17 protein-coding genes are annotated in these 18482 nt (G+C 70.0%); 11 read left to right on the forward strand and 6 right to left on the reverse strand.

What is annotated here, in order from left to right; all coding sequences use genetic code 11:
• Nucleotides 1–336 precede the first annotated feature (336 nt).
• Together DMC64_RS22170 and DMC64_RS22175 are read left to right on the forward strand one after the other, a co-directional pair.
• Entirely contained in the window at nt 337–3327 is a 2991-nt protein-coding gene (locus DMC64_RS22170) for a BTAD domain-containing putative transcriptional regulator (RefSeq protein ID WP_125735082.1), read from the forward strand.
• Between the two features lie 31 nt (nt 3328–3358).
• On the forward strand, nt 3359–4585 hold the full coding sequence (locus DMC64_RS22175; RefSeq protein ID WP_125735083.1) for an FAD-dependent monooxygenase: 1227 nt from the start codon (nt 3359–3361) through the stop codon (nt 4583–4585).
• Here the strand turns inward: DMC64_RS22175 and DMC64_RS22180 are convergent.
• Nucleotides 4582–5325: a DJ-1/PfpI family protein gene (locus DMC64_RS22180; protein WP_125735084.1), complete on the reverse strand. Its 744-nt coding sequence runs from the start codon at nt 5323–5325 to the stop codon at nt 4582–4584. The genes DMC64_RS22175 and DMC64_RS22180 overlap by 4 nt on opposite strands.
• An 18-nt stretch (nt 5326–5343) precedes the next feature.
• Nucleotides 5344–6306: a GlxA family transcriptional regulator gene (locus tag DMC64_RS22185; protein WP_125735129.1), complete on the reverse strand. Its 963-nt coding sequence runs from the start codon at nt 6304–6306 to the stop codon at nt 5344–5346.
• 104 nt (nt 6307–6410) lie between these two features.
• Here DMC64_RS22185 and DMC64_RS22190 point away from each other — a divergent pair, with 104 nt between their 5' ends.
• Complete coding sequence (locus tag DMC64_RS22190) at nt 6411–7379, forward strand: nuclear transport factor 2 family protein (protein WP_125735085.1); 969 nt, start codon at nt 6411–6413, stop codon at nt 7377–7379.
• A 39-nt stretch (nt 7380–7418) separates the two neighbouring features.
• Here the strand turns inward: DMC64_RS22190 and DMC64_RS22195 are convergent, their stop codons facing one another.
• The 3 genes from DMC64_RS22195 to DMC64_RS22210 all read right to left on the reverse strand — a co-directional run bounded on the left by DMC64_RS22195 (nt 7419) and on the right by DMC64_RS22210 (nt 11739).
• Nucleotides 7419–8069, reverse strand: coding sequence for a hypothetical protein (locus DMC64_RS22195; RefSeq protein WP_233629765.1), 651 nt, complete (start codon nt 8067–8069; stop codon nt 7419–7421).
• A 965-nt stretch (nt 8070–9034) separates the two neighbouring features.
• A complete protein-coding gene (locus DMC64_RS22205; RefSeq protein WP_125735086.1) occupies nt 9035–9478 on the reverse strand; it encodes a hypothetical protein in 444 nt (147 codons plus the stop codon).
• Nucleotides 9475–11739: a LuxR C-terminal-related transcriptional regulator gene (locus DMC64_RS22210; protein ID WP_125735087.1), complete on the reverse strand. Its 2265-nt coding sequence runs from the start codon at nt 11737–11739 to the stop codon at nt 9475–9477. The genes DMC64_RS22205 and DMC64_RS22210 overlap by 4 nt, the downstream gene beginning before the upstream one ends.
• Before the next feature lie 136 nt (nt 11740–11875).
• Between DMC64_RS22210 and DMC64_RS22215 the strand changes: the two genes are divergently transcribed.
• The 4 genes from DMC64_RS22215 (at nt 11876) to DMC64_RS22230 (ending at nt 14906) form a co-directional block, all read left to right on the forward strand.
• Nucleotides 11876–12514, forward strand: coding sequence for a LysE family translocator (locus DMC64_RS22215; RefSeq protein WP_125735088.1), 639 nt, complete (start codon nt 11876–11878; stop codon nt 12512–12514).
• Nucleotides 12515–12561: 47 nt separating this feature from the next.
• Nucleotides 12562–13380 (forward strand): hydrolase, encoded by an 819-nt coding sequence (locus DMC64_RS22220; RefSeq protein ID WP_125735089.1) that lies wholly within the window; start codon nt 12562–12564, stop codon nt 13378–13380.
• Between the two features lie 58 nt (nt 13381–13438).
• A complete protein-coding gene (locus tag DMC64_RS22225) occupies nt 13439–14260 on the forward strand; it encodes a helix-turn-helix domain-containing protein (protein WP_199755054.1) in 822 nt (273 codons plus the stop codon).
• Between the two features lie 64 nt (nt 14261–14324).
• Nucleotides 14325–14906, forward strand: a complete 582-nt coding sequence (locus DMC64_RS22230; protein ID WP_125735091.1) for a dihydrofolate reductase family protein — start codon at nt 14325–14327, stop codon at nt 14904–14906.
• Between the two features lie 5 nt (nt 14907–14911).
• On the opposite strand, the gene DMC64_RS22235 is transcribed toward DMC64_RS22230, so the two are convergent.
• Nucleotides 14912–15817 carry a LysR family transcriptional regulator gene (locus DMC64_RS22235; protein WP_125735092.1) on the reverse strand — a complete coding sequence of 302 codons (906 nt, stop codon included), beginning with the start codon at nt 15815–15817 and terminating at the stop codon, nt 14912–14914.
• A gap of 105 nt (nt 15818–15922) precedes the next feature.
• On the opposite strand from DMC64_RS22235, the gene DMC64_RS22240 reads away from it, so the two are divergent.
• The 4 genes from DMC64_RS22240 (at nt 15923) to DMC64_RS22255 (ending at nt 18470) form a co-directional block, all read left to right on the forward strand.
• A complete protein-coding gene (locus DMC64_RS22240; RefSeq protein WP_125735093.1) occupies nt 15923–16732 on the forward strand; it encodes an inositol monophosphatase family protein in 810 nt (269 codons plus the stop codon).
• 25 nt (nt 16733–16757) lie between these two features.
• Complete coding sequence (locus DMC64_RS22245; protein ID WP_125735094.1) at nt 16758–17354, forward strand: NADPH-dependent F420 reductase; 597 nt, start codon at nt 16758–16760, stop codon at nt 17352–17354.
• 128 nt (nt 17355–17482) lie between these two features.
• Nucleotides 17483–18247, forward strand: a complete 765-nt coding sequence (locus tag DMC64_RS22250; RefSeq protein WP_125735095.1) for a thioesterase II family protein — start codon at nt 17483–17485, stop codon at nt 18245–18247.
• A gap of 13 nt (nt 18248–18260) precedes the next feature.
• Nucleotides 18261–18470 carry a DUF5988 family protein gene (locus DMC64_RS22255; protein WP_125735096.1) on the forward strand — a complete coding sequence of 70 codons (210 nt, stop codon included), beginning with the start codon at nt 18261–18263 and terminating at the stop codon, nt 18468–18470.
• Nucleotides 18471–18482: the final 12 nt, after the last annotated feature.

Consider the following 18482-nt stretch of genomic DNA (forward strand, 5'->3'; position numbering starts at 1 on the left):
TAAGTGTCCACAAGGGACATTGAGAGATTTCAGAGGGGTCGCAAGTGATAAAGGCGGTTATTGAGGGGTAAGGCAAAGATCGCGACATCAGCGCGGCCGGGTCCCGTCACGAGTCGTCCGCCTGGACACGCGTGTCGTCCGTCTGATCACGCGTGTCGTCCCTGCGGTCACGCGAAACCGCCCGGCCGCAGGTAGCTGAGACGCGGTTGGTTCTATCGACCAGTAGGGCGAAGGTGGCGCACTTCTTGAGGGATAGGCCACTCACGCCCCCGCCCGAAGCGCCCAAATCCCCGAGTCCCCGCTCACGACGAGCCGGAGTGGGCCAGAATCGACGGCGTGCAGTTCGCCATCCTCGGGCCGGTCGAAGCCCGCCGTCCCGACGGGACGCCCGTCGCGCTCGGCGGGCCGCAGCTTCGGGGTCTGCTCGCCCTCCTCGCGCTCGACGCCGGGCGGATCGTCGGCGCCGACCGGCTGATCGACGGCCTGCACGGCGACCATCCGCCCGAGGGCGCCGCCGAAGCCCTGCAGTCCCAGGTCTCCCGGCTCCGGCGGCGGCTGAAGGACGGCGGCGCGCCCGACGGGCTCGTCGAGTTCACCCCCGCCGGATACCGGCTGGCCGTGGATCCCCAGGACGTCGACCTCCACCGTTTCGAGCGCCTCACGGCCCAGGCACGCGAGACCGCCGAGGCGGACACGAAGCTCGCGCTCTTCACCGAAGCCCTGGCGCTGTGGCGCGGGCCCGCTCTCGACGGGCTCGCCGACACACCGTGCGCGGCCCGGCTCGCCGAGCTGCGGCTGGCCGCGATCGAGGACCGTGTCGAGGCCGGGCTTGCCTTGGCACAGCACGAAAAGCTCGTCGCCGAACTCCGTGAGCTCGCGCGGGAACATCCCCTGCGGGAACGGCTCACCGCCCAGCTCGTCCGCGCCCTGCATGGCAGCGGCCGGTCCGCCGAGGCGCTCGCCGTATTCGCCGAGGCCCGCAGCCGCCTCGCCGACGAACTGGGCGCCGACCCGTCCGCGGAGCTCACCGACGCGCACGCCGCCGTCCTGCGAGGGACACCGGCCCGCCGGGTTCCCGTGCCGCTCACGGGATTCGTCGGCCGCGACGAACTCGGCCGGCTCGTCGCCGCGCTCGGCACCACGCGGCTCGTCACGCTCACGGGGCCCGGCGGAGCGGGCAAGACGCGGCTCGCCGTCGAAGCGACTTCCTTGCAGGACGGCGAAGTCTGCTTCGTCGAACTCGCCGCGGCGACCGAGGTCGCGCCCGCCGTCCTCGCCGCACTGGGCCTGCGCGAACAAGGCGTCCTGACGCCGGGAGCGGTTTCGGATCCCGCCGACCGCCTGGTCGCCGGGCTCGCCGACCGGTCGCCGCTGCTCGTCCTCGACAACTGTGAACACGTCGTCGAAGAAGCCGCACGGCTGGTGCGGCGCCTGCTGTCGGAGTGCCCTGGCCTGCGGGTGCTCGTCACGAGCCGCGAAGCGCTGGGCCTGACCGGCGAAACGCTGGTACCGGTCGGTCCCCTGCCCGCGGGCGCCGCCGCCCGGTTGTTCACCGAGCGGGCCGCGGCCGTCGCTCCCGATCGAACGCCGGACCCGGCCGCCGTGACCCGGATCTGCGCCGAGCTCGACGGTCTGCCGCTGGCGATCGAGCTCGCCGCCGCGCGGTTGCGGACCCTGTCCGCCGCCGATGTCGCCGCCCGGCTCGGCGACCGGTTCGGGCTGCTGTCCCGCGGCGAGCGGACCGCCGAACCGCGGCACCGGACGCTGCGCGGCGTCGTCGAGTGGAGCTGGGACCTCCTCGATCCGCGAGAACGGCGGCTCGCCGGCCGGTTCGCGGTGTTCGCCGGTGGCGCGAGGCTCGACGCCGTCGGACGCGTCTGCGCCGTGCCGGACGCGGAAGGCGTGCTGGCCGGGCTGGTCGAGAAGTCCTTCGTCGAGTTCGACGGCGGCCGGTACCGGATGCTGGAGACCATCCGCGCGTTCTGCGCCGAGCACGGCGAGGACCGGCGCGCCGAACACGCCCAGTACTTCCTCGATCTCGCCCTCACGTCCGAACCGAAGCTGCGCGGCGCGGACCAGCTGGTGGCGCTGGAAGCGCTGAGCGCCGAGCACGCCGAACTGCACGCCGCCTTGCGCTGGAGCGTGACCGCCGCCCCGGACCTCGCCCTGCGGCTCATCGCGGCCCTGACCTGGTACTGGTGGCTGCGTGGGTTGCGCGGCGAGGCGACACCGTTCGCGGACGCCGCGCTCGCCGCCATCGGCCCCGAACCGCCGCAGGGGCTGACCGAGGAATACGTCCTCGGCCTGGTCCACGCGTCGGCCGCCGACGTCGGGATCGAATCGATCCTGCGGCGGCTCGACGGCCCGCTGCGCTACCCGTACCTGTTCCTGCTGTGGGCGTTTTCCCCGCACCCCAAGGCGAAGGAGGGGGAACGGCTCGCCGCGCTCATCGGCGACGATCGCTGGTCGCGGGCGTTCGCGCGGATCAGCGACGGCCTCGGCGCGCAGTACAACGGCCGGATCGCCGACGCTGAAGAACACTTCTCCGCGTCACTGGCCGGGTTCCGCGAGCTGGGTGACCGCTGGGGCGCGGCGAGCACGCTGGAGAAGCTCGCCGAGTTCGCGGACTGGCGCGGCGATCACGTCCGGTTCCGCGAGCTGATGGACGAATCCGTGCGTCTGGCCGCGGAGCTCGGTTCCTTCGAAGACGCCGCCGATCTGCTCTGCCGCCGCGCCGACGGCGTCCTGCGCGCGGGTGACACCGAGGCCGCGAAAGCCGACTACGAAGCCGCCGCCGACCAAGCGCGCGGCAACCCGCTGACGCTCGCGCGGGCCCGAGGCGGGCTGGGCGAGATCGCCCGTCGCGAGGGCGACCTGGCGACGGCCCGGCGCTGGTACACCGCCGCGCTCGGCCTGGACACCGGCCCGGTGACCGGCGGCGAGACACGGATCCGGCTCCACACTGGCTTCGGCTGGACGATGGCCGCCGCCGGCGACCTCGACGCGGCGACCGGACTGCACCAGGAAGCGCTCGCGACCGCGCTGGAATACGCGAATCTGCCCGGCGCGGCCCAGGCGATCGAAGGACTGGCCGGGGTCCTCGCCGCGCGTGACGAGGACGAGCGGGCGGCGTTCCTGCTCGGCGTGGCGGTCGGGCTGCGCGGCGCGCCCGTCGCCGGGGACGCCGACGTCGACGGAGTGATGGACCGCGTCCGGGCCCGCATCGGCGCCGATGCCTACTCCGACGCGTTCGCCCGGGGCCGCGAAATGCCTCCCGAACAGGCGATCCACGAACTCGGTCAGCGGCGGTTCGCGCTCGGTTCGTGACCGGTGAGCGGGCACGTCCACGCTGCCGGACATGACGAAGAACATCCTGATCTCCGGTGCCGGCGTCGCCGGGCCCGCCCTCGCCTGGTGGCTGCACCGCCACGGCTTCAGCGCCACCGTCGTCGAGCGGGCCCCGAGCCCGCGTGAAGGCGGCTACAAGGTCGACATCCGCGGCGTCGCCGTCGACGTCGTCCGCCGGATGGGCCTGCTCGACGAGGTGCACGCGGCGAGCACCGACATGCGAGGCGCCGCGTTCGTGAACAAACGAGGCAAGCAGCTCGCCACGCTCGACGCCGACACTTTCGGCTTCCGCCACGGCGACGACACCGAAATCCTCCGCGGCGACCTGGCGAAGATCCTGTACGACGCCACGCGGGAGAACACCGAGTACGTCTTCGGCGACTGGATCACCGGGCTGGCGCAGCGTTCCGGCGGCGTCGACGTGACGTTCGCGCACGGAGCGCCGCGCCGGTTCGACCTGGTCGTCGGCGCCGACGGGCTGCACTCCGGCGTCCGCGCACTCGCTTTCGGGCCGGAAGAGGACTTCCTGCACCGGTTCGACGCCTACATCTCGATCTCCACCGTGCCCAACACCTTCGAACTCGACCGCTGGGAACTGCTGCACTCGGCCGCGCCCGGCAAGATGGTCAACGTCTACAGCACCGCGCGCGCCGACGACGCCAAGGCCGCGTTCTGGTTCAGCGCCCCGCCGTTGCCCTACGACCGGCGGGACGTCGAAAGCCAGAAGAACCTCGTCGCCCGCCAGTTCGCCGAACTGGGCTGGGAGATCCCGGCGTTGCTCGACGCCATGCGCGAGGCGGGCGACTTCTACTTCGACCCGGTGTGCCAGATCCGCATGGACCGGTTTTCGGCCGGGCGCGTCACCCTCCTAGGTGACGCGGGCTATTGCCCGTCGCCCGCCTCGGGACAGGGCACGAGCCTGGCCCTCGTCGGCGCGTACGTCCTGGCGGGCGAGCTGGCGGCTTCGGGCGACGTCACGACGGCGTTTTCCCGCTACGAAACGGAAATGCGTCCGTACGTCGAGAAGAACCAAGCCCTGGCGAAGACCGCGCTGCGCGGGATCATCCCGCAGTCGCGGGCTTTCGCGTGGTTCAACACCCGGATGATCAAGCTGATGCCCTACCTCCCTGGCCGCAACCGTGTCCTGGAGCAGATGGCCCGCCCGGTCAGGGAAGCGGCGAACGCGTTGGTATTGAAGGATTATGCCGAGCGCCCGGTCTCGGACGGCCCCCGTTAGACCTGCGAATCCGCGAGCAGTTTCAGCGCGAGCGCCTTGAGTTCCGGGCTCGCCTTCGCGGCGTTGCCCGAGTCGAAAGGCGGTTGCGGGTCGTATTCGACGGCGAGCTGAATACCGCGCGCGATCTCTTCACCGGCCAAAAGGGACGCGAGATGGAAGGCGAGGTCGATCCCGGCGGACACGCCCGCCGCGGTGACGACCTTGCCGACCTGAACGTAGCGCTCGGGCACGTAACGCACGCCGAAGGTCTTCTCCAGATAGTCCGCCGAGGCCCAGTACGTCGTGGCCCGCTCGCGAAGCAGCCCGGCCGCGCCGAGGATCAAGGATCCCGTGCACACCGACGTAGTCCACGTCGTGTGCCGATGGATCCGGCGGATCCAGTCGAGCAGGACTTGGTTCTCCATGGCGGCGCCCGTGCCGCGGTTGCCCGCACCAGGGACCAGCACCACGTCCAGGCGGTGCACCTCGGCCACCGAACGTTCCGCCAGCACCGCGACGTCACGGGTGTCCGTGCGCACCGGGCCGCGTTCCTGGGCGATCATCGTCACCGTGGCGCCGGGCAGCCGGGACAGCACCTCGGCCGGTCCGGTCGGATCCAGCAGGCTGAACCCGTCGTAGAGCAGGATGCCGATCTTCGGTCCCTTGGTCTCCGCCTGAGCCGTGCCGGTGCCGAGGCCGAACGCCGCGGCTGCCGCGACTCCGGCGAGAACTGTCCTGCGGGTGGTCTTCGCACTCTCCATGCCGCGATTCTGGGGAGCTCAGGTGCCGATCGGGCGGGGCATGTCCGTCATCCTGCGAAGTGTGTCCCCGCTGATCCCGTAGTACTGGCGGAAAGCCGTCCGCAGGGTCTCCGCCGAGGCGAATCCGCATCGCCGCGCGACCGCGGCCAGCGGCAACGCGGTGGACCGCACCAGCTGGGCGGCGGCTTCGGTCCGCGCCGTCCGCACGGTGCGGGCCGGGGTGCTGCCCAGTTGGGCGGTGAACAGCCGGGTGAGGTGCCGCGTGGTGACCCCGGCGCGGGCCGCCAGCGCCGGCGGGCTCAGGTCTTCGGCGAGATGCGCGGCGATGTACCCCAAGAGGTCGCGTACGACCCGGTTACCCGGCGGTGGGACGGCCAGGAACGTGCTGATCTGGGCCTGATCACCCGGACGGTGCAGATAGGTCACCAGCTCGCGGGCGACCTCGCGGGCCAGCGTCGGACCGCAGTCGTCCTCGATCAGCGCGAGCGTGAGATCCAGCGCGCTGATGACCCCGGCCGAGGTGAACACGTTGCCGTCGCGGATGTAGAGCGGGGCCGGATCCACCTTGACCGCCGGGAAAGTGGCGGCAAGCAGCTCGCCGTATCCCCAATGCGTCGTGACCCGCCGGTCGTCGAGCAACCCGGCGGCCGCCAGCACGAAGGCACCCGTGCACACCGAGGCGATCCGCCTGCTCCGTCCGGCCAGCCGTCGCACCTGCGTCAGCAGACGCTCGTCCGCCGCGGCCGCGCCCGTTCCCGCGCCACCGACCACGATCACCGTGTCCACCCGCCCGGACACCTCGGCGAGCCGCCGGGCACCCGCGAGCATGATCCCCGACGAACTCCGTGTCGTCCGCCCCTGAACCGTCGCCAGCTCGACGACATACGGTGGCGCGGCGCCGTGCGAGTTCGCGATCTCCAGTGCCCCGCTCGGACAGGCCACATCGAGGATCTGGGCGTCGTCGAACGCGACGATCACCACCCGGCGCACCGTTTTCTTTTCAAGCCCCACACGGAGAACCTACCCGCGGCTCGCTTACCTCGGACGTAATCGACAGGGGCTCCCGTCTCGATGATCCTTCGGCCATGAAGGTTTCACGACTCTTGCCCGCGCTCGCGGCGGCCGTTCTGTCCTTTGTCGTTCTCACGCCCCCGGCGAACGCTGAATCCCTTGACCGTCCCGCGAACGTGGAGCGGTTCATGGACGCCTACCGTGCCTGGGGAAGAAACGCTCAGGATGTCGACGCGTACATGAACCTGTTCGTCCAAGACGGGACGGCGCGCTTGTGGGACAGCGGGCTCGAGACACCCCGGGACTGGGCGGGCATCAGGAGCCAGATCGAGGGCGTGCTGAAGCTGGCGCCGGACTACGTCTTCGTTCCGGAGACCGTCATTTCCGACCCCGACGGCAGGGTCGTCTTCATCGAGGCGCTGAACACCGGCACCGTCAAGGGGAAACCGGTCTCCTTCAAGACGATGCACCGGCTCGTCCTCGGCGATCCCGCCGCGGGCAAGGATCCGGCGCGGGTGCAGGACGGCAGGCGGTTCTGGGACCAGGTCACCATGTTCCGTCCGGTGGAGGATCCGGCGAACCCACTGCGGAACCTCTTCGAGGGGATCACCGCGTCGGCGACCGATCCGGCCCCGGCGATCCCCTTGCCGCCGCGAATCCGGCAACTGGCGTGGAACCGGGAAGCGGCGGGGATCCTGGTCGCCGGGGTGGACGGTACGGCGACCCTGCTGGGCCCCGGCCTGACCGAGCCGATCTCCGGCCGCCGGGCCATGACCGCTTACCTGGACCGGTTGTTCGGCGCGGTCCTTGACGTCGCGCTCGAGCCGCGCGCCACCGTGTCCGCGGACGGCACCGAATACCGGGAGTGGGTCGGCACCGCGGTGGCGCTGGGCGGCGCCGACCCGCGCCCGATCTCCTTCAGCCTGGTCGAACGGACTGTGAAGACCGCGACCGGGACGGCCTGGTCATTGCATTTCGACACCCTGGACCTGATCGCTTCGGTGCAGACGGTGAAAGAACTGCGGGCCCGGATCTTCGGTTAGCCGTCAGAGTGGTCGGCCGGCGCGGTACGCGCAGAAGGTCTAGGCGCTTCCGGTCCAAGGACTTCCGGCGCCCGTTCGTGTCGCGCTGCCGCCGGGTGGCAGGTCGAGGACGTCGATCAGGGTCGGGTCTTCGTCGATGGCGTGGTGCAGGTGCCCGACCTTGCCGGTGCCGCCGTCCGCGTCGGAAGCGCCGATGAGCTGCCACATGCCGTCGTCGGCGTCGTGCCCAACAAGCAGAATCGGCTCGCGGCGCTCGAATACCTCGCGGGTCTGGACGCACAGGGTGCGCAGAAGCCAGTGCCGCATCCACCAAGCCCGCCGATCGCGCCGCATGACCTCGTCGGCGACCGCCCAGACGAACGGCAGGTCCCCATGGGCGCGTGCCTCGTCCGCGGTCAGGTCCGGCCCGCCCTGCGGTACCCGTTCGAACGGGTCACTGGTCAACGAGAACGCGTGTCCGTCCTCGTGCTGGAAGACGACGGCGTGGAAGGTTCCGCCACCGGGGTTGCCCGCGCCGATCCCGATCGACAGGCGAGCGGCGTGCGGATCGGCACCGGTGATCCAGCCGAACGCGTACGAGGCCAACTCGCCCCGCGGCCCGACGAACTCACCGAACGCACGCCGGTCCATCCCCGTCGCGGTGTCCGTCGGTACCTCGACCAACGCGCCCTCGATCACCTGAATATCCACGCCCGCAAGATAGCCGATCAGTGTCGAGGGAAGACGCCTGTTGCCTGTTTACAGCGGTTCGGTCAGCAACACGACCCGGTCTTGCTCCGGATCGAATCCGAGGACCGGATGGCCGGGCTTCCGCCTTCCGATGTCATGAGGACCGGCTTTCCCAGCTCTCGCCCGATGTCGGTGAGGAACCCGCACAAGATGTCGACTCCAGCCTGCCCTGTAGCTCCTGCAGGTCGACGTCGCCGTTTTCCGGCGATGCAGAGCCAGTCATGTTGCGAACCGCCTCGACAGCACAACCGCCTGCCTGATCCCGTTGCCGTTCTCCGGCAACCGGCTGGGAATCACTTCGCGAACCGAGCCGCGTCGCCAGTTTCCGACAACGGACTGGCCAGCCCGAACCGCAGAACCGACCACCCACAATCACCACCGCCACTTCTCGGCAACACGCCGCGGACCGCCCGATAACTTTGCCCGCTTGCCTGATCCCGTTGCCGTTTCCCGGCAACCAGCCGGAAATCACCTCGCAAAACCGAGCCACGCCGCCATTTCCCGACAACAGACCGCACCGCAGAACCGACCACACACAACCACCGCCGCCAGAACCGTCGCCACTTCCCGGCAACACGCCACGCGCTGACCGACAACTTCGCCGCATGCCTGACCCCATCGCCGTTTCCCGGCAACAGCCGGACAAGCAAGCCCGCTCAAGAGCCTCCAGAGTTCTTCCGCTCGATCTCTCGGCCGCCATAAGACGGAAAGATCGCGAGCACCCCTGGAACAGGACAGACCCGCTGCTCCACCAGTATCGGGCTCGCGAAGGAGCACTTCGGCCGCCGAGGACAAGGGCAGCGAACCGGGACGTTGTCCTCCACTTCACCAAAGCCGTCGAGAACGAACCCTCATTGCTCGGGCTGAGCAGTCATTTGATCGCGATCAACCGGACGCCGACCTGAAGTGACATCGCGACGGTGGCGTCAGTCGGCCCAACGCCCCCTCTTCGGCGCGGTGAACCACGCCGCGGCACGGCGAGCTAGGTCCTCGACCGGCGCCCTGTCCGCAAGGTAGTGCAAACCGTCGGGCCCCGACAGGTCGATCAAGGCTTCCTCGGCCCGCACTCCATCGTCCCAATTGAGACACGCCGGGCTCCAGCCGCCGCGAATCCCACGCGCGTCGAAGTCCAACCGCAACGTGTCGCGTACAGCGTCGCCTTCGACGATGTCCTGGGAAACCAGGAGCCAAGGGGTGCCATCGTCGTCGGCATGCAGCCAGTAATCCAAGCCGGGAACCAGCGTGTCCAACGACATCGCGAAGGCGCGTTCCGCCTTCGTTGCCTCACCTTCGCGCTGCCCGCCCCAATCGATCTTCTCCGCCTTCACCAGCCGAGCGTAGCCGCCCAGCGGGCAGCGCTTCAGACTCATCTGCCGTGCCCCGCCACCCAAGCCGCGATCTGAGTGCGGTTACCGAAGCCCAACTTCGCGAGGATGTGTTCGACGTGGCTGTCGACGGTGCGCTGGGAAATCACCAGCCGCGCGGCGATGTCCCGGTTGGTCAGTCCCTTGGCGACCAGCTTCGCGATCTCGGTTTCGCGAGTGGTCAGCTTCTTTTCGGTGACTCCGTCCGGTTTCCGGGCCGGTTCTCCGAGCGCGTAGTTCACGGCCTCGTCGGCAGGCATCGCGCGACCTGCGTCGAAGGCGCGGTCGAATCGGGTGTCACCGATCGCGGCACGGGCCGCGGCGGTGTGCTTGGCATGCGGAAGGGAGGCGGCGAATTCCGGGGCGAGGCCGATCCGTTCCCAGCGGGTGGCGGCGATTCCGAACAAAGTGGCCGCGCGTACGTGATCACCCTGCCGGTCGGCGACCCAGGCCAGTGCGTCCGTCCGGTAGGCGATCCCCTGCTGGTTGCCGACGCGAAGGTCGAGCCGCAGCGCTTCCGTCGCCGCTTCGGCGGCCACGGCGACATCACCGAACGCGACTTCGACCATGGCCTGTCCGAACAACGACATCGCCCGATAGAACGACTCGCCGTCGGCACCCGTCAGCTCGGACATTCGTTGAAGCGACCGGCGCGCGGCGTCGAGGTCCCGGTCGCGGTAAGCGACCGACACACCGTGGATGAACAAGGGGTGCAGTTCCGCGCGTGTCTCACCGAGCGCACGGAAGGCCGCGCAGGTCGCGGCGGCCAGATCCACCGATTCGGGCCGGATCGCGAGCATGGCCGCGAAACTCCGGACATGCATGGCCCTGGCCCACGACGGCTCATCCGCGTTCTTCTCCGCAAGAGACTCGGCTTGGCTCACCAAGCGCGCCATCTTCTCCTGATTCCCTTGCCAGAGCGTATGAAGCGCGGACGCGCACAACGCCCTCGCACGGTCGGGATGCTCCTCGGGCGTCGCGGCCAGCGCGCGATCGAGCCATGTTCCGGCCTCCCCCGCGAGACCGCGCAGCAACCAGTACTCGATGGGCCGGACGGCCATCCGCAACGCCGCGCCCGCCTCGTCCGGTTCGGACACCGACCACGACAGCGCCGCCCGCAGGTTCGCGTGGTCATGGCCGAGCCTCTCGATCCAGTACGGCTGACGGCCGCTCACCCACTCGTCGTCGGCCTGCTCGACCAGCCGGGCCATCCAGTCGCGGTGCAACCGGCTCACCCGACCCCGGTCACCGGCCTGGTCGAGGCGTTCCTGGCCGTACTCGCGCAGCGACTCCAGCATCTGGAAGCGGACGCCGTCGGTCTGCTGGCGCCTGATCAGGACCGACTTGTCCAGCAGGCCTTCGATCAGCTCCAGCACACTCTCCTCGCCGATGCCGTCGTAGGCGCACACCTGTTGCGCGGCCTCGAGATCGAAGGATCCGACGAAGACCGAAAGCCTTGCCCAGACGGATTGTTCGGACGGCGAGCACAGATCGTGGCTCCAGTCGATGGTGGCCCGCAACGTCTTGTGCCGCTCCGGTCCGGTACGCAGGCCCGACGTCAGCAAGGTCAGCCTGCTGGTCAGCCGATCGAGGATCTGGCACGGGGACAGCGATCGGATCCGCGCCGCGGCGAGCTCGATGGCCAGCGGCAGCCCGTCCAACCGGTCGCACAGCTCGGTCAGCGTCTCCTCGCTGACCGAAGCACCGTCCGCGGCTTCGGGCCACGCCGCCGCGGCGCGCTCCCGGAACAGCCGCACCGCGTCCGCGACCGGCAGAGGCGGCACCGGCAGCACATGTTCGCCGGCGACGGCGAACGATTGCCGGCTGGTGGCCAGCACCACGATCTTGGGACAGTCCGTCAGCACGGCGGCGACGAATTCGGCACAGGCGTCGATGAGGTGCTCACAGTTGTCCAGTACCAGCAGCAGAGCACGGTTCCGGAGGTGATCGAGCACCTGCCGCATCGGTGAGAGGCCCGACCGGTCGTGCAGGCCGAGCCGATCGGCGACCAGGTTCGCCGCGAGCGCACCGTCGCGCACCTCGGCCAACTCCACGAACACGACCCCGTCGGGAAAGGCGCGGGCGACGTCCCGGACGACCCGCCACGCGAGCCTGGTCTTGCCGACCCCGCCAGGACCGCTCAGCGTCACCAACCGCGCTTTGCCGAGCAGACGGCGCACGTCCGCGCCTTCGTCACGGCGCCCGACATAGCTGGTCAGCTCCGCCGGTGGCGGCGTGGCGACCCGGTCAGTGGAAGCGGACGACACTGCCCACCTCCCAGTTTGAGCGCGTCTCGACCGGGCAAGAGCATAGCCCGCCGCTGGTCAGGACGGGGCGCCGTTGATCAGTCCGGCGATCGCCGCCATCTCCTCGGGCCTGGCCCGGCTCGGCTAGCGTGGCCCTATGCCGTCCCCTGATCGCCTCGCCGCGTTCGCGCTCGCCTCGTTCGTCCTGATCCTCATCCCCGGCCCCGCCGTGCTGTTCGCGATCAGCCGCGCCCTGGCGTACGGACGGCGGACCGCGCTGGTGACCGTGGTCGGCGGGGCGCTCGGCAGCTTCGTCGCCGCCACGGCCGTCGCCATCGGGGTGGGCGCCGTCATCCAGGCCTCCGCCGTGATCTACACCGTGATCAAATTCGCCGGTGCCGCGTACCTGATCTACCTCGGTGTCCAGGCGATCCGGCACCGCCGGGCGCTCCGGGAGGCATTCGAGGCGCAAGCGGCCCCGATCAGCGGCGGGCGCACGCTGCTGCAGGGATTCATCGTCGGCGTCACCAATCCCAAGACCGTGGTGTTCTTCGCGGCGATCCTGCCGCAGTTCGTCGACCCCTCCGCCGGACAGGCCGGCCTTCAGATGGTGGTCCTCGGCGCGGTGTTCGCCACGATCGCCCTGGCGATGGATTCCGTCTGGGGCGTGGCGGCGGGAGCGGTCCGGTCCTGGTTCGCCCGCTCGGCGCGGCGCCTGGACCTGGTCGGCGGCGCGGCCGGGCTCACGATGGTCGGGCTCGGCGTCGGCTTGACCGTCAGCGGCCGCAAGGAGTAGACCGGACGTCTTGACCTCCAGCGAACTGGAGATTCCATCCTGGACTCATGACGATCTGGATCTGTGCGACCTGCGGCGTCGAGCACCCCGACACCGCCGCGCCTCCGGCCGGGATCTGCCGGATCTGCGCGGACGAACGTCAGTACGTCCGCGCTTCCGGCCAATCCTGGACCACCGCGGAAGAGCTCGCCGCGGATCCGCACAAGCTGGTCCACGAGCAGCCCGAGCCCGGCATCCACCGCCTGCACCGCGAGCCGGAATTCTCGATCGGCCAATGGACTTACGTCGTCCAGACCGATCAGGGCAACCTGCTGTGGGATCCGCCGAACGCGCTCGACGGGCCCCTGCTCGGCAAGATCGCCGAACTCGGCGGGGCGGCCGCGATCGTGGCGAGCCATCCGCATATGTACGGCTCGCAGGTGAGTCTGAGCCATCACCTCGGGAACGTGCCGGTCCTCGTGCACGCCGCCGACCGGCGGTGGGTGCGGCGAGAAGATCCGGTGATCCGCGAATGGCGTGGTACCGAAGAGATCCTGCCCGGCGTCACGCTCGTCGAAGCGGGCGGCCACTTCCCCGGCGCCGCGGTCGCCCATGTCGCCGCGAACGGCGGCTCGCTGCTGGTGGGCGACACCATCGTGCCGGTGGCCGCGGCGGGCTGGGTGACCTTCATGCGCAGCTATCCCAACCAGATCCCGCTCTCGGCCGGTCTGGTCGAGCGCCTCCTGGACCGGCTGGAGCCCTACGAGTTCGACCGGCTCTACGCGCTGACGGGCGCCACTCTGCAGGCTGACGCGAAAGCCGCGGTGCGACGCTCGGCCGAGCGCTACGTCGCCTGGGTCAGCGGCGCGAACGACCATCTCGGCTGAAAAGAAGGCGATGCCGGCGAACGTCGGCGATGCTTGACGCGTGGAGTACGTGTCCAGAGTGCCGCGTCCGCCCCTGGACGGGCTGATCGACGACCTCTACTACCTGGAGGGCACGCCGCCGTACGCCCGGCTGACGCTGCCGCCGTCGCCCTCGGCGCTGCTCATCGTCAATCTCGGGGCACCGTTCCGCATCCGCGCCGGTGCCGACATCGAGACGGCCGGGTACGCCGACGGCTGCGTGATCACCATGCCCACCCGCGCGTACGAGTTCGGCTACCCACGCCGCAGCCGGTCCGTCGGCGTGCACTTCAAGCCGTGGGGGCCGTCGTCGTTCCTGCCGATGCCCGCGGCCGAACTGTGCGACCGGCCGGTGACGCTGGAGCAGGTTTGGGGACGGTCCGCCGTCGCCGAGCTGCGGGACCGGCTGGCCTCGGCGCCCGGACCGCACGAGATGCTGGCGCTGCTCGAAGAGGAGCTGAGGCGACGGCTGCGCGAGCCCTCCGGCCTGGAGCTGGTCCGCCGGATGAGCGGCGCCATCGCGACGACCGGCGGCGCGGTGGCGATCGGCGACCTGAGCGCGGCGGCCGGGGTCAGCGGCACCCATCTGGCACAGCGGTTCAAGGAACTCATCGGCGTCACGCCGAAGCGACTCGCCCGCACCTACCGTTTCACCGCCACCGTGTTCGGGATCGACCCCGCCGAACCGATCGACTGGGGCGAACTCGCCCATGACGCCGGATATTTCGACCAGGCCCACTTCGGCCACGAGTTCCGGGCGTTCACCGGGCTCACGCCGACCCGCTACATCGAGGTCCGGCGACGGTTCCACCGCGAACATCCCGGCCATGTGCTGGACAGCTGGCCTCTGCCCGCCGATTGATTTCTTACAAGCGCGGCGGCTCACGGCGCGCTAGTTTCGGGGCCCTCGAAGCAAAGGAGAGCCCGTGGGCAAGGTGGTCATGTACGGCTCGGTGTCGGTGGACGGTTTCGTCGCGGACGAGAACGACCAACCCGGACCGCTGTTCGACTGGTTGACCGGCGGTGACGTCCCGCTGGACGAGAGCGGCGTGCTCAAGGTGTCGCGAGCGTCCCACGACTACACCCGGCGGTACTGGGACGAGATCGGGGTGACGATCGCCGGCCGCCGTGTCTTCGACCTGACCGACGGCTGGGACGGGAAGCCGCCGAGCGGGATCGACCACGTGGTCGTCGTGACGCATCGGCCCGCGCCCGATGCCTGGGATCCCGGCGCCCCGTTCCATTTCGTCGACGGCGTCGAGGCGGCCGTCGCCAAGGCGCAGGAGCTCGCGGGCGACCGCGTCGTCGAGGTCGCGGCCGGCGACGTCGGCGGCCAAGCGCTCGCCGCGGGTCTGGTCGACGAGGTGCGCATGGACGTCGTACCCGTCGTGTTCGGGTCCGGGAGGCGCTTCTTCGGGTCGGTCCACGCGCAGCATCTGCTGGAGGATCCCGAGGCGGTGCTTCAGGGCAACCGAGTGCTTCACCTGCGCTACCGGGTGCGCTGCTGACGGAATCAGCCCGGCGCGAGCAGGTCTTGAAGGATTTCAGTGGCCGTTTCGCGCAGCCAGGCGTGGGCGGGGTCGTTGTGGTGCCGCTGATGCCAGAGCAGGTGCAGAGGCACGTCGGGCAGTTGCAGCGGTAGCGGCAGGGTGATCAAGCCGAGTTGCTCACGGGCGGACCGGGTGACCGCGTCGGGCAGGGTGACCACGAGGTCGGTGTCACGGGCGAGCTGGAGCGCGGTGGCTGTGGTGGGGGCGGAGGCGATGACACGGCGCTCGTGGCCGAGAGTGGCGAGGACGTCGTCGATCCGGTCGCGCAGACGCCCGCGCCGGGAGACGGTGAGGTGTTCGGCGGCCGCGTAATTCTCGGCGGTCATGGGCTGTTCGGCGAGTGGGTGCCCCGGCCGGACGGCGACGGCGAGCCGGTCGTGGCCGACGAGGTGGTGGCGGATGTCGGGCAGGGACGGCGGGCCGGTGCCGGAGGCGAGGTCGACCTCGCCACGACGCAACTCCGGCGTGTCGTCGCCGGGTTCGGCGGTGAGACGCAGCCGGACACCAGGGGCCTGGCGGTGCACCGCGGCGATCAGCGCGGTTCCGCAGGCGGCGGTGAGGGCGTCGTGCCAGCGGACGGTGAACACCCGCTCCAGCGTCGCCAGGTCGAGTTCCGCCTGAGCCGACAGCAACTGGTGCGCCTGTCGCACCAGGGCGTGGACCTCGGTGCGCATGGCCACCGCGCGGGTGGTGGGGGTCATGTGGCGTCCGGTGCGGACCAGGATCTCGTCGCCGGTCGCTTTGCGGATGCGGCCCAGCGAGCGGCTCATCGCCGGTGCGGTGACGTGAAGCCGAGCCGCGGCCCCGGCCACGCTCCCCTCTTCCAGCAGGGCGTCGAGCGCGGTGAGCAGGTTCAAATCCAGTTGCATGGCAGTAACTATATAAGTGCTGAACATGCACTTGTCGTTAATGGTCGGGCTCTCTACTTTGGAAATCACGGGGCTGGAAAAAGCCCGAATCCCAAGGAGTACGCCATGAGTACAGCCATGCCCACCGACCTCCGGACGACCTTGCTGCCCGCGGTGACCGCCATCGTGAAGGACGCGGGAAAGACCTTGCGGGATCGCTACACGACCCACGCCCGGGGCGTGACCCTGGCGGAGGTCGTCGGCGAGATCCATGCGAACGACGAAGCGGTCCTCGCCGTCATGCGTGAGCCGCTGCTGGCGGCGAGGCCGGGTTCCCAGTGGGCGGAGGACGAACTCGCGGGCGGAGCGCTCCCGCCCGGCGAGTGGTGGGTCGTCGATCCGGCCGAGGGCAACATCAATCACGTCCACGGCATGCCGGACTGGGCCGTCACCGCCACCCTGGTGCGCGACAACCAGCCCATCCTCACCGTCGTGCATCTTCCGCTGAGCGGCGACACGTACACGGCCACCGCCGGTGGCGGCGCCCATCTAGACGGCCGCCCCCTGGCCGTCTCCGCGAAGGCCGACCTGGAGGCCGCGCTGATCGGCACCGGGCAGGCCAGGCCCGGCGAGAGCGCCGGCACCTTCCGCCGGATCGGCGAATCGGTGACCGCCATGCTCACCGCCGGCCTCGTCGTGCGCGTGTCCGTTCCGGCCACCCTGCAACTCATCCACGTCGCCGCCGGGCGCATGGACGCCTTCTGGCAGTTCTCCGACGTCCGCTCCGGTCTCGTCGCCGGCGCCCTCCTGGTCGCCGAGGCCGGAGGCACCGTCACCGACCTGGACGGCAAGCCCTGGAACGCGGGCAGCCGCGACTTCCTCGCCGCCGCTCCCCGCGTCCACGCCGCCGCGCTCGACGTCCTTTCCCCGCTCTGACCAGTCCACAAGGGAGCACCACGCCATGACCACCATCGGCATCCTGGGCGCCGGCCGTGTCGGCACCAATCTCGCCCGCGCGCTGGCCGCATCGGGCCACCAGGTCACTCTCGGCCGCCGCGGGAACGGCGATCACGCCACCGTCGCCGGTGGCGCGGACATCGTCATCAACGCGACCCCCGGCGACACCACACTGGAGCGGCTCACCGCCCTGCGAGCCGAACTCGCGGGCAAGATCCTCGTCGACGTCTCCAACGCCACCCACGACGCGGCCGACGGTCTGCCCGGCGATCTGTGCTACCCCGGTGGCAGTCTCGCCGAGCAGCTCCAGGCCGCCCTGCCCGCCACCCAGGTCGTCAAGACCCTCAACACCATGCTGTTCACGGTCATGACCGACCCCGGCGCGCTGAGGATCCCGCCCACCGCCTATCTGTCCGGAAACGACGAACAGGCCAAGAAAACCGTCGCGGGACTCCTCGGCGACCTGGGCTGGGATCCCGGCTGGATCGAGGACCTCGGCGACATCACCACCGCCCGCGCGACCGAAGCCATGGTCCTCGTCGTCCCCCATGTCCTGCGCCGCAACGGTTTCACCCCCTTCGCCGTCTCCATCGCCCGCTGATCGCCCTGGTCGTTCAGGAGGCGCGATAGGGGCCACGCCGGGTCGGTAGGGGTTGTCCGGCCGGACCGGCCGCCCGCACGCTCGGTGGGACGGGCGATCCGCCCGTCGCCGACGCAGGAGGTGGCCGGGTGGCAGGCAACGACGAAGGACTCTGGGTACGCAGGTTCCATCCCGCGGACGACGCGCCCTTCCGTCTGGTCTGTTTCCCGCACGCGGGAGGTTCCGCGAGCTATTTCTTCCCGGTCTCAAGGGCGTTGAGCCCCGCCGCCGACGTACTCGCGATCCAGTACCCCGGACGTCAGGACCGGCGTCACGAACCGGGGCTCGCCACCATCGCCGAACTGGCCGACGGTGTCACCGAGGCGCTCCTGCCGTGGCTGGACCGGCCGACCGTCCTTTTCGGTCACAGCATGGGCGCGTCACTCGGCTTCGAGGTCGCCCGCCGCCTCGAAGCCGGTGACGTGCGGCCCCACGCGTTGTTCGTCTCCGGCCGCGTGGCGCCCAGCCGCGCTCGCGACGAGACGGTCCACCGGCGCGACGACGCGGGACTCATCGCGGCCGTGAAGGAACTCGGCGGCACCGACGCCCAGATCTTCGAGGACGAGGCGATCCTCGAAATGGTGCTGCCCTCGATCCGTACGGACTACACCGCCGCGGAGACCTACCGATACACGCCGGGCCCCCTACTGCGGACCCCGATCCACGCCCACGTCGGCGAAAACGACCCGAAGGCGACCGTCGACGAAGTCCGCGACTGGGCCACCCACACGTCCGGGCGGTTCACCCTGACCACGTATCCCGGCGGGCATTTCTATCTGAACACCCACGCCCCGGCCGTGATCGGGGCCATCTCGGACGCCTTGCGCCCTTCCGACCTCCGCGTCACCCAGTGAAAGGAGCCCTTCCGTGGTGCACATCAGAATCGATCCCACCGGATCCCGCGCGCGTTCGGCGGATTTGGAGTCCTACCAGAAGGTCGAGAACCTGGACCAGGACTTGAAGATCTGCGTCGACGGAGGCTACGAGCACTTTTCCCATGACGGGGAATTCCAAAAGGACGGTCATGAGGTCGTCGCCGTCTTCCGGTGGTCTGGCCGCACCAAGATCGCCGAGTGAGAGAAAGGGGAA

This window comes from Amycolatopsis sp. WAC 04197, from assembly GCF_003947475.1.
Lineage (GTDB): Bacteria > Actinomycetota > Actinomycetes > Mycobacteriales > Pseudonocardiaceae > Amycolatopsis > Amycolatopsis japonica.